This window comes from Marinobacter changyiensis, assembly GCF_009193265.1.
Classification (GTDB): Bacteria; Pseudomonadota; Gammaproteobacteria; order Pseudomonadales; family Oleiphilaceae; genus Marinobacter; species Marinobacter changyiensis.
The window spans coordinates 417,453-429,287 of record NZ_VZZZ01000002.1 but is presented as its reverse complement, the minus strand read 5'-3'; the positions used below and the strand labels follow the sequence as shown (position 1 = coordinate 429,287).

The following is an 11,835-nucleotide window of genomic DNA, read 5'->3' as shown; positions in this document are numbered from 1 at the left end:
TCTGTTACTACAATAGCGAACGAGCCAGTGTGGGACTTGGAGAAATAATCCCCGCCAGAACGGAGATTAATGGTGTTGTCGTGACCGGTTGGACGCGGCCCGGTAAAAAATGAGGGATTAGCCAATAATCGGTCACCTTCGCCTTTAGTACATCGACAGACTCCAAAAAATTAGTTAAATTTAATAGCATACTGAGCCGGCACCTTGATAAATCAATTCCATGGTTTAAAAAAAGAGCTACTGGAATCAGGATGTAATCTATTGGAAATAGTTATGGATGATGATCAGGATATCCGTGATAAAACACCGCTTTTCAGCATTGTGATGCCGAGCTTCAATGTTGAGGAATATATTGCCCAGTCCATTGGTTCAGTGCTTACCCAAAGTTGGCCACACCCAGAATTTGAATTAATCGTTGTAGATGATAATTCCAGTGATCGTACGAGAGACATTGTCGGCGAGATCGCTCAAAGTGATAAACGTGTGTCCTTGATTAGCAACTCGCGAACTAAGGGGCCATCAGGCGCTAGAAATTGCGGCGTTGATGCAGCGAAAGGAGAGTGGCTCTGCTTTCTGGATAGCGATGATATTTTGGCTCCTAATGCACTCTCAACAAGAGTTGATGCTATCAACACCTATAAGGAGTGCAACTTTTTCAGCTCTGATTTTCTCATGTGGCACCCGGAGGATCCCGACAAAAGCAAAAGGAGGACTGATACTAACGAAGTATGGACAAGCTACTTTAACCCTCCGGGCCACGAAGCCCCGCTGATTGCAATAAACCGACCATTAGACGCATTTCTTGATACCGTGCTCGCCTGGACGGGTGGGGTGGCGCTCAGAAAGCCGTTTTTCCAGAGCATGGGGGGGTTTGATGAATCATTGCCAAGAGGGGAAGATGACCACCTATGGTGGAGGGCTGCAGCCACAACGAGACAGATGGTGCTTATTCGCGAAGTAACCGCTTATTACCGCATCAGGATCACTGGCATCACTAAGGGAACTGGGTCGCTTTCTCCTTATGCGCCCATTGTGTTCAGCAAGTTGCTTCGTGACCCTCTATTTTCCAGTGTACGGGAGATTCTAGAGCAAAAGCGCGCCCAACATTTTTATATCAACTGCTTGCACTACCGTAAACACGGCAAAAAATTTCGGGCGATTACGAGCGCGTTCCAATATTGGCTTTGCTATCCCACCCGAATTAGGTCGACCAAAAACCTCTTGGCCTGTTTGCTACTGAGACCATGAGGCTCTGCCCTTCGTAGCGGAAGTCATGTTCTTATAAAAATTAAGGAGAAATTCTGGGGCAGGGTCAAGATGGCTTTTATTTAATTGCACAACTTATTTTTTTCACTTAGATAATTCTGCCACCAGATTTCATACATCAGCATAGTCCAGAGCACCGGGGAGTGATCAAAAAGTCCTCTTTGATGCTGATCCCATACCAGGCGAATATGGTCTTGCCTGAACAGTTGCCCCAGGCCCTGCCCCTTCTCGAAAAAATGGTCTTCGGCAATCGCTTTCAGTTCCCCGCGGAACCAGTCCGCCAGAGGTGTGGAGAAGCCCATTTTTTTGCGATTGAGAATATCCGGCGGTAACAGGGGGCTGAGTGCTTCACGTAGCACAACCTTCTTGTCACCCTTATGAAATTTCAGCTTTGCCGGGAGCCGGTTGGCAAACTCGATGATCCGGTAATCCAGCAGTGGTGATCGCAACTCCAGAGAGTTGGCCATGCTCATGCGGTCCGCTTTTACCAGGATGTCTCCGGGCAGGAAGGTTCGCATGTCGGTGTACAGGATCTTCGCCAAGTGGTCTTGCGAATCACACTGGTGGTAAACGCTTTCGGTCAGTTCGCTGGGGTGGTAATCGCCCAGGTTCTTGCGAAAATCCTCGTTCAACAGCAATTGCCAGATGTGGTCGTCAATAAAGCTGTTGGTAACGTAAAACGCTTTCGCAGGGTCAAGACTTAGGCTGTGCATCAGTGAACTCGCCCGGCGCAGGGATTTGTTGGGTATTTTGCGCAGGGCCGGTGCCAGCTCACCCATTACAGCCCTGAACGATGACGGGAATTTGCTGCGCAGCTGGTTCTCCCGCCAGTCTGTGGCATACTTTTCGTAGCCGGCAAAGACTTCGTCTCCACCGTCGCCGGTTAGCGCTACGGTGACCTCTTTCCGGGCCAGCTCTGACACAAGAAAGGTCGGCACCAGACTGGAATCGGCAAAGGGCTCATCCAAATACCGGCAGATATCGAGCAATCGCTCCGCGACCCCTTCTTTGACGGTGTGCACACGATGGTCGGTGTGGTACTGATCGGCCACTGCCTGAGCAAACTCGGTCTCATTGAATGCTTTGTCATTAAAGCCGATAGAACAGGTGGTTACGGTTTTACCACTGCGGGCCATCATGGCAACGATACCGCTGGAATCCACACCTCCACTCAGGAAGGCACCGAGGGGGACATCACTGATCATCCGCTGTCGGGTTGCATCCTCGAGCAGGTCAAGCAGCTCCCCCTTGGCCTGATCCATACTGACGGATTCGGGCTCCCCCATTTCTGGCGACCAGTATCGCCATAAATGTGTTTTACCACTGCGGTTGCGATGCAAATGGCTTCCCGGCTCCAGCTTGTAGATGGTTTTGAAGATGGTTTTTGGGTCGGGTACGTACTGATAGGCAAAAAAATCGTAAACCGCGTCCGGGCGGATGTCGCGAGGCACGTTGGGGCATTGCAGCAACGCCTTCAGCTCTGAGGCAAACAGCAGCTGGCCGTCCTGTTCTGTGTAGTAGAGAGGTTTTTTGCCAATACGATCCCGGATCAGGTCCAGGGTGCCTGCCTCGTTGTCCCAGAGTGCGATGGCAAACATACCGTTGAGCTGCTCGATTGCTCCCATGCCCTCACGGCTCAGCAGCGCAAGTACCACTTCTGTATCCGTTTGGGTCCGAAACCGGACGCCCTGGGCTGTTAGCTTACTGCGCAGGCTATTGAAGTTGTAGATCTCGCCATTGAAAACAATGGCGTACCGGCCATCATCGGAAACGAACGGCTGGTTCCCCGCTTCCGAAAGGTCAATAATGCTCAGCCGTGCATGACCAAGAACAGCGCCATTGAACTGCATGACAGCCTGGGCATCCGGCCCGCGATGACGCAAGGCGCGAACCATTGAGTCAGCGACAACTAGGTGGCTTTCTGAGTTTTTAACGGTGGTAAAGCCTGCTATGCCGCACACGTTAACGATCCCTATAAACGAGCAGGCTTTCGGATGAGCGGCCTAAGTCAAATGTCTGAAAATTGGCCAGTTGCATGGCTTTTCTTTTCAACGCCCCGTCTTCCCTGAGCTTCAGAGCTCCGTCGGTAATCGTTACTGCCTCAACATCACACTCCCTGCGCAAGAAACGGACAACGCTCTCGATACGTCTCATCAGCCGGTTCTTGTCGTAGTCGGATCGAACGTATCGGGTTGAACCAGGCAACAGGCTGGAGCTGTGCAGGTACATGTGGATGACCGGGCACTCGATTTGCAACATCTGTTTGCAAAGGGCGATCATATCCCGGGTCGAGGACAGTTCCGGACTCAGATAAATCTTGCGGTGCAGTGCCAGTGCCCAGAGCGCGCCAATGATATGAAACTGCGCCCATGCGGGTCTTTCCAATGTTTTGTGCATGCGCTGGGCCCTGGCAAACGGGCGATGGTTAAACCCTGCCGTCACCGGCAATTCGATCAATTCCGGTGAGGTACCCAAGTGGGACCACGCCATAGGCCAGCTATCGAAATCAGCGCAGCTGAACCAGGGGTTCTCGTAAAAAGGATAGATGCTGGAGTCCACCAGATAACCCTGGGCCGCAAGGGCACCGAGGATATCGTCGTTGATGCCCCAACGTCCGGAGCGAAAAGCCGTGGGTTGCCTGCCGGTCAGGTTTTGAATGGTTTGCGTGAGCCTTCTCAGCTGCTCTGAAACGATGTCAATTGGCAGGTTGACAATGTGGGAGTCAGCCTCGGATCTGACCGGCACAATGGGTGGCGTGACCCACGGGTGCAGGTGTGATCCGAATTCGATGCCCGGATTGGCTTGGTAAAGGTCCGCCAATATATTCCGTGATCGGGGCTTTTCAAGCACCGCGTAATCCAGAAAATAACTTGGTTTTAGGCCCAGATCGTCCAGTTGTTTCTGGAACACCGGGAGGTGATTCACGTTTTCAACCGATATCACCTGATCGGGAAAGGGGCCATCCCAATCCCACTCTTCTTCGGTGTCGACGCTGAGTACAAAATAGAGTTTACGCATTGCTGATTGCCTGTTTTGTGCTCAGGTCCCGGAACAGTGCTGCGTACTCTTCCGCCATTGCTTTGGCAGAGAACCCGGAATAGACCCGGGCCCGGCCGCCTTCGGCCAGCCTTGTTCTCATCTCCTGGCTCTGCATAAGTTCAGCCCAGGCGTTGGCCAGTGCCCTGGCGTCATTGAAAGGTACCAGCACGCCGGTCTCGCCGTGTTTGATCAATGCGTCAACGCCGGGAATATCAAAGGCGGTCACGCACACCTTTGCTGCCATGGCCTCCATCAGGCACCGGGGGATTCCTTCCAGTGATGAGGTCAGCGCAAAGACATCAAATGTGGGCAGCAGCGCCAGGCGGTCATCCCGGAAGCCCAGAAAATGAACGGCTTCCGTTAGCCCCAGCTTTTCTACCCGGGCTTGGAGGCGTGCTTTTTCCTCTCCGTCCCCGACCAGAACCAGGCGGGATTGACGGTTGTTCTCATAAAAAAACGCAAACGCGTCTATGGTTGCCGTCAGGTTTTTACGGCTGATCAGCTGGCCTATGTAGCCTATCGTAAATCCTGCGGATTCCCGTGCTTTGGGCTCAGCGATGGCGGATTCGACCTCCCTAAGGTCAACGCCATTATTGATCAGGCGAACCGAGTGGGCGTTAACGTGATAATCGCCGACAACGGTTTTCTCGATATCTTCGGAGAGCGGACAAACCCTGTCGAACCGGTGGAAAGCTTTCCCACCAAGCCACATATAGGCTTTGAGGCGCTTGTCTTCCGAATTTTCGAAACCGTGGGGCGTACAAACCGAGCGGACTCCCGCCAATCTCGCGGCGGTAATCCCCAGGATGTCTGATTTGTAGCCGTGGGTATGAATGACGTCTATTTGCAGTTCTTTCAGGAGCCGTGCAAGGCGGAAGATCGACATCAGATCGAATCTGGAGGACATTTTCAGGCGATGCAGCTGACCTGCGGGCAATGTCGACCGATGTAAAACCTCATCAGACACGCCGTCCTCATCGGTAATGGCGATATGGTACTCAATGGCGTTATCCGTGTTCGCCGAAACCAATGCATTGATCCAGCGCTCCGCGCCATAGTAGCCGGTGGGACAGATGAACTGCAGGACTCTGATACTCATTCCGTGAGCTTCCTTGTCAGCAAAAGCCTAGTACCTTTCATAGTACCTACTGTGCGAGCCAGAAAATACACTGTATAGAAAAGCAACAGAAATGGAAGCGACTGATCATTTTTCGGTTTCAGATACAGCCTCAGGCTATACAGACTTGGAGGCAGAATAACCATGACCAAGCCGATGATTAGCAGGGATTTAGAACCGAAGCCCGCCAGAAGAATGGCGAACCCCGCAAGCATCCAGAATGGCAGCAGGATACTGGGCCATTCCCTGAGGGGCACTATGCGCCCGGTAAGGGAAAGCAGGTTGTATTCGGAGCGCCAGATCTCTTTGGTGAAGGTTTTCCCCAGCGACCGGTCCTCGCCCAGATGGATATAGTGGGTGCGCGAGGTATAATAGAGTTCGCCCAGTTGTGATAGCTTCTCGGTGTAGAAATAGTCCTCACAGGTTTGCAGATGCTCGGGAAAGCCGCCGACCTGTTCATGGGCCGAGCGTTTTACAAGCAGGTTCCTGCCCGGCAGAAACTGAACAGGCTGGTCAAGATTTACGTTGCTCAGCACGGTTCTGAGGCGCTCAACCCGCCCCGCCTGGAGGGAATGTGCCTGCATCGCGCTGACCAGGACTCTCCCGGTCTTTTCCGCGAGCAGGTTGCCGCAGACCTCAAGCCAGTCTTCCGCCAATTCAATGTCGGCGTCCAGGAACGCGATAAGGGGTCCCTGGCCGGAAGAGACTCCACGGTTTCTCTGTTCGGAAATGGACGTTGCTTCTGGCGCATGGATAATGCGCAGCTTTTTATGGATGCATAGCGGCAGCTCGGTCTCATTTTTGGTAACGACCGTTATGCTCGCTATGGCTTCGACGCGGGTTTGGGCAAGTATGGACCTGACCGTCGACCTGAGCATTTCAGGCCTGCCCATGTGGGGTATCACGAAATCTACAGCGTCCATACTCATACCTTATCGCCCACCAAATCGGCCCTTGAGCCACTCGATTTCATGGCTGATCGAAAAAGAGCGCAGAGTGACCAGAATATCCCTGATGAATCGTTTCCCTGCTCCGTTTTTTTTGATTCGCAACTCCTGCAAGCCGGGCAACGGATAAGGTGAGCTTTGTTTTTCAAGGCACCATTCCCGGACGCCCAGGTTCTGGGCCAGAATGGCCTGGATCCGTGTAGTGTGGCGCTCGGGAGACTGGGTCAAAGTGTTCACGCAGTAGCGCCAGAATTCTTCAGCCTTTGCGGTGAGAATGTCCTTCCTGGCAGGGTTAAAATAGGCGCTGTAATACAGGACATTCGCTTTTCTTATGTCCTGCGCGGCCCAGGTGTCAGTGGGAAACTCCAGAGCCTCCGGGTTCGATAAATAGGGTTTTTCGTTGTCCAGTATCCAGTCTGCGTAGTGGATCAAAGTGTGGCGGGCGTACGCGTATTGGTGGTCCACCTGCGCCAGCTGCTCTTTCAGCAGCAGGAATCGTGCAAGGGACTGAAGGAAAACAATGTAGAACCAGTGTTCCTCCACCTTGCCCAGATTTCGGGCCGCAGGGTCGTCGTCAGGGGAGATAGTTTCGACAATAACGCCGTACATTTCATCCAGCAGCGGGGCATCCTGGCTAATCAGATAGGCGTCTATCAGAGTGTTCAGATAATTACCAGTTCCCCGGTCCAAGGGGTATTTGTAGCCAGCTTCTATAAAGCCAACGTTGGTCATCTTGTCCGCGTTAAGATCAACCGTGATCAATCGGTGTAGCCGCGCCAGCACCGTCGGTGCCCCGTTGTAGAAATATCGGATCCAACCACAGAGACCGAAAACCGCCTGTTTGAGGGCTTCATCTCCCGTCAGCAGGTATCGAAGCGCCAGCCCCGACGAATAGCAATGCTGCCCACCCGGGCCCCCACCACCCTGGTGCCCCTCGTACGCGTAATCGTGACCCCGGGAGTACGTTCGGTGGGTGGCGGTAAGGGCCGGCAGATAATGGTCTGTATGCCAGAAAAGCCCGTTGTTGTATTCCGCCTTGTCCCGATCCGTTTTGTAGATGTCAATATCGACCACATGCTGCGCAAGATCAGAGGCCAGATCTTGCCAGCGTTGGTCCCCGGCACCCAGAAATCTGAGTGAGAATCCCCAGACCGGATCGTACTGATTGTTATAGTGGGAGACAAAAATGTCGTCGCCTGTGACGCTCAGGGCCTCATGGTCGGCGTAAAGTTCTCCAAAGTTGCGCCAGCCATACTCATCGCAGGCTTCTCTTTTACGGTAAAAGGACCCAGGGCCGGAGACATTACTGTCGACGAGGTCGCTCAGCGCATTTTCAAAGGAAACCCGGCAACCCAGCAAGGCATTGGTTTCATCGATGTAAATGGGATTATAGGCGAACTCTGCACGGGGCTTTTCACTGCATTCAGCGAAGCCAATATCGCAGATCCAGGTTTTTGCCTCGCCGGGTTGAAGCTCGGTATCTTCGGGGAAAAGGTGCCAGATAGCCCGGCTGTCTTTCAGCTCCAGAGCGGACGGGAAGTTCTCCCAGAACTGTCGCAGTACCGCGCTACGCGTTAACGTTTCATGACCAAACCAAACCCGTGGTTTTGCCCTCAAACCGCTCGAAAGCAGTTCCCCCTGGTCATCGAAAAATTTAAATCCCCGCTCGGCCACTGGGGAACGGCCACTTTTGTCAACATGAACAGGAGAATCCCAGTGCTCGCCGCCGCTGCCGTACTGGAACAGGCGGCCATTGCCGTGAATCTCAGCCGTTTGCTCCCCTTGCGGTGCCTGATCGTGCAATGCCAGTGATGTCTTTACCGCTTGTTCATCAGCGACCGTCAGCGAGAGATTTTCAATCAACACGCTGTTCGGGTCTCCCAGATCCCAGCAGCCATTCGGGTGCACGCTGGCAGCCAGATTATGAACTTGCGCCCTGAGTTCTGTCTGGCCGGTTCTGGCTATTTCACAGGCGCTCAGGGATAAGTGGAGATCAGGAATGCCCTCAACTGCGAATAAACCACGGTGCTCGTGACAGATATCTCCGCACTCGCTGTGCTTTCGGACCAGTGACAGGCGCCTGGGGGTGCCGCCTACCGTAATACTCAGTGAGGCGTCGATGCCGTTTCCCAGTCGGATCTTGCCATCGTTGCCGACTACTCCTTCAATCCTTCCCTCAATGGAGCCAGCCCCGTCACGGAATCCGGACAGGGGTTTTCCGCCAGCCTGGCCTGTCCGCACGTAAACCAGAGCTGATGCATTCATAATGGTGTCTACAAGCACCCACTGGATGGAACCATCGTGCCAGCGCGCCAGCACATGGAACTCAGAATCCATGGCCTCTCCGCCTTCGGATACCAGCTGGAGTGAAGCCGGATTTTTGCTGACACCTCTCTCAAGGGGTAGCCCGAACCTCAGCCACTGGGCAAGCCCGGCCGGGTTCTTCACATTGCCTGCAGGAGCGTAGGCGCCCAATGTCACGTCTCGGCTCCCGGTGTTAACTCAGCATTCCGGTTGCGCACTACTTTGCCAGGGTTACCAACCACGATTGAACCGGACGGGATATCGTCGGTGACCACTGAGCCTGCCCCAATGATGCAGTCACTGCCAACGTTCGCCATGATGATCGCTCCGTTTCCTACCCAGGAGTTCTCACCCAGCGAGATTTTGGTGAATTCGCCACCTTGCAGGCGAATGGGTGTGTCGAGATCATCGAACCGGTGCTGATTTTTTCCGCTCAGCAAATGGACACCACTACCGAGGAGGCAGTTTCGATGAATAACAGACAGGCCTATATTGCACTGGGGGCCGATATAGATGCCGCTGTGCAGTTCAGTGTCCCGGTGGGAAAAAAGACTGCCAAAACCAATAAAGTTGTCGTTGGCGCAGTGCTTCATTACGCAACGGTAAAATGCGATTCTCAGGTAACTTCCAACAAGACCCGGCACCAGCGAAAGAGCCTGGGAAAACCCGGCGAACAACCCGTCCTCCCGACTGACGGGGCGCAACAGCCAATACAACAGCAAAAGGGGGCTCACGCCGATCAGCGCAAACCCTCTGACCGCGGTCTTGACGATTTCGGTAGAACTCCTCACTCGCGATCCCTTATTTCTACAGCTCTGTTCAGTTCCTCAAGCATGCTGCCCCAGTTATAGTCGCGATGAATCAGAAGAGGACCGTTTTGCGCCAGGCGCTCATAAAGCACTTTGTCTTCCAGTACCTGTTTTATGGCATCGAAAAAATCGTCATCACTGTCAGCAACAAGAATATCCTCCCTATGCCTGGCCTTTATTCCCTCCGCTCCCAGGCGGGTTGTTATGACCGGCAAGCCACAGGCCAGCGCCTGCAGGATCTTGTTCTGTACCCCTCTCGCAATCCTGAGTGGTGCAATAAATACACTGGCGTTGTGATAATACGGCACTATATCCTGAACAAACCCGGTAACCGTTATGCCCGGCTTACGGCCAAGCCCTTGAATTCTGACACCTGGATCCATGCCCGCAACGAAAAATTCTGCGTCCGGCCACTGGCCTTTTATCCTGTCCCAGATCGAATTCACGAACCACAGGACAGCCTCTTCATTAGGTTTGTAGTTCATTACTCCGGTGAACAGAAAAACCGGCCAATGTGGCCTCTCCTCAAGACGCCGCGGGAAAAAAATATCGGTATCTATGCCATTACCCATAATTTTTAAATGTCGGCTTTCCGGTAGCTGCCGGGCAAAGAGCTCGACTTCGCAACCAGAAATAAAAAAACAGTCGTCAAACCGTTCATAGCTATGCTTTTCCCATCGGCTAATCAGCTTTGCCTCTCTCCCATACACCAGGCTCATGAGAAAACTGGAAGCTTTCTGGTATTGCCTCCATTTATCCGAGTCCAAATCCATAAAGTCCATAATCAGTCGAACCTTTGGCGAACCCGATCGATCTGCCAACTTCGGATTACGGAATACGTACGCGGCCATTGCGGAGCTGGTGCAGATAACCACGTCACATTCACCAGAACCGACCAATTTATCAAAAGCTGTCTGCAACCTGTGGTTGTAGAAACAAGCGACGCTCAACGGAAGTTTTTTCGCCAACCCCCTGATCAGCCTCAACCACTTTGCCATCAGAGGAAACATCAGAACCTTGACTGTCAGGTGTTTCGCCAAATCCCGAGCGAAGTTCTGCTCCCCGTCATCCTCATATGGGGAAAGCACCACAACGTCATGGCCACGGGACGCCAGGAACTGGACCTGATGAAAGGTGCGAATTTTTTCGCCCTTATCGGCGGGAAACGGAATTCGATGAGACAGAACCAGTATTTTCATGACGCATCCCAGCTTTTTTTAGTAATCGTACAGCGCGTTCGGCCCGCAATTTCCAGCGGTTCCTTTGCAGGCCAATCTGTACGAGGTGTTTGTGGCGAACACCGAGCTGGCTTTTGTAACGCTCCTCACCACCCATGAAATCGTAGTAGTCAAAACCACGATCCATATAATCTTCTACAGCGAGGCTGTGCCCGAGCAAACCGGGTTTGAGCCTGTTATCACTCTCCTGCCTTATGCCCGCCAGGTAAAAATAGACCCGGTTGCGATAAACAAGGTTGTAAAAAATTGCGACAGTCTCCTCACCGGCCCTGAGTGCAATAAGGTCTGCTCCTCCCTGCTTCCAGTTTGTCCGGATGTACTGCCGGTGAAAACGAACAAATTCCGGATTTGCAAAGCCGCTCTCGCCGCTGCCGCTGCCCCATCGGGCTATGTGGTAAGGCGCGATCAAGCCCCAGAGAAACTCGGCCTCATCAAGCGTTTTCGGTCGCTCCAGGCGCACTTCGCCCACCTGTTCGTACAATCGCAGTGTGCGACGGATCTGGTGGCGGGTGTTACCCGACAGTGAATCCAGACAGGACTGACCCTCCCTGCGAAGTAATGCCAGATCTATGCCAAAACAGGGCGCTTCCCAGCGAACATGTGGCGTGAGCGCTGTGGCCTCGGCGAGTGCGTTGGCATAGCCTGCCTCCACTGCCCCGATCACGAGCTCATCCCAATTCGTCCAGGTGCGTTTCAGGTAATCGACACTGGTTTGTGCGACCGCTGACTCGTATCCCTGGCCGGCAAGAAAGCCGTTGTACTCAATCCAGATGTGATCCTGTGACGGTCGGCCAGTCTGATGAAGGTGCAGACAACGAGACACCAGAATGCCATGGCGACGCTCATCCGATTCCGTGATGAGGCCCAGGCCGACAAGCCGCCCATGGTCTGTCACCCGCAGCACTCTTACGTCGGGTTGATAAACCGAGCACCAGACACCGATCCACTGCCAGGATAGAAAAATGCTGGGGCAGGCCCACTGTTCCAGTTCTTTCCAGTCCCGGTATAAATCGTGGGTCTCAAAGGCAGTTTCGGCACAATCGAGAGTAGAGCCAGCACCTTTGCGAGTGTGAGAGACTTTATCCTGATTCACTCTGCCCGCTCTGGAATGCATG

General features: G+C 53.3%; 9 protein-coding genes. 1 reads left to right on the top strand and 8 read right to left on the bottom strand.

The window, feature by feature from the left end; genetic code table 11:
- Nucleotides 1-273: 273 nt before the first annotated feature.
- Nucleotides 274-1,248: a glycosyltransferase family 2 protein gene (locus tag F6Y09_RS07745; protein WP_152206337.1), complete on the top strand. Its 975-nt coding sequence runs from the start codon at nucleotides 274-276 to the stop codon at nucleotides 1,246-1,248.
- Nucleotides 1,249-1,328: 80 nt separating this feature from the next.
- On the opposite strand, the gene asnB is transcribed toward F6Y09_RS07745, so the two are convergent.
- The 8 genes from asnB to F6Y09_RS07705 are packed head-to-tail and all read right to left on the bottom strand — an operon-like array spanning nucleotide 1,329 to nucleotide 11,834.
- Complete coding sequence (gene asnB, locus F6Y09_RS07740) at nucleotides 1,329-3,227, bottom strand: asparagine synthase (glutamine-hydrolyzing) (RefSeq protein WP_152206336.1); 1,899 nt, start codon at nucleotides 3,225-3,227, stop codon at nucleotides 1,329-1,331.
- Nucleotide 3,228: 1 nt separating this feature from the next.
- Nucleotides 3,229-4,284 (bottom strand): polysaccharide deacetylase family protein, encoded by a 1,056-nt coding sequence (locus F6Y09_RS07735; RefSeq protein ID WP_246180395.1) that lies wholly within the window; start codon nucleotides 4,282-4,284, stop codon nucleotides 3,229-3,231.
- Nucleotides 4,277-5,404 carry a glycosyltransferase gene (locus F6Y09_RS07730; RefSeq protein WP_152206335.1) on the bottom strand — a complete coding sequence of 376 codons (1,128 nt, stop codon included), beginning with the start codon at nucleotides 5,402-5,404 and terminating at the stop codon, nucleotides 4,277-4,279. The genes F6Y09_RS07735 and F6Y09_RS07730 overlap by 8 nt, the downstream gene beginning before the upstream one ends.
- Nucleotides 5,401-6,351, bottom strand: a complete 951-nt coding sequence (locus tag F6Y09_RS07725) for a glycosyltransferase family 2 protein (protein WP_246180394.1) — start codon at nucleotides 6,349-6,351, stop codon at nucleotides 5,401-5,403. Before F6Y09_RS07725 ends, F6Y09_RS07730 begins: the two co-directional genes overlap by 4 nt.
- 3 nt (nucleotides 6,352-6,354) lie before the next feature.
- Nucleotides 6,355-8,850, bottom strand: coding sequence for an RIFT barrel domain-containing protein (locus F6Y09_RS07720; protein ID WP_246180393.1), 2,496 nt, complete (start codon nucleotides 8,848-8,850; stop codon nucleotides 6,355-6,357).
- A complete protein-coding gene (locus F6Y09_RS07715; RefSeq protein WP_218944121.1) occupies nucleotides 8,847-9,464 on the bottom strand; it encodes an acyltransferase in 618 nt (205 codons plus the stop codon). The genes F6Y09_RS07720 and F6Y09_RS07715 overlap by 4 nt, the downstream gene beginning before the upstream one ends.
- On the bottom strand, nucleotides 9,461-10,681 hold the full coding sequence (locus F6Y09_RS07710; protein WP_152206334.1) for a TIGR03087 family PEP-CTERM/XrtA system glycosyltransferase: 1,221 nt from the start codon (nucleotides 10,679-10,681) through the stop codon (nucleotides 9,461-9,463). The genes F6Y09_RS07715 and F6Y09_RS07710 overlap by 4 nt, the downstream gene beginning before the upstream one ends.
- Entirely contained in the window at nucleotides 10,635-11,834 is a 1,200-nt protein-coding gene (locus F6Y09_RS07705) for a GNAT family N-acetyltransferase (RefSeq protein WP_152206333.1), read from the bottom strand. Before F6Y09_RS07705 ends, F6Y09_RS07710 begins: the two co-directional genes overlap by 47 nt.
- Between the last annotated feature and the right edge of the window lies 1 nt (nucleotide 11,835).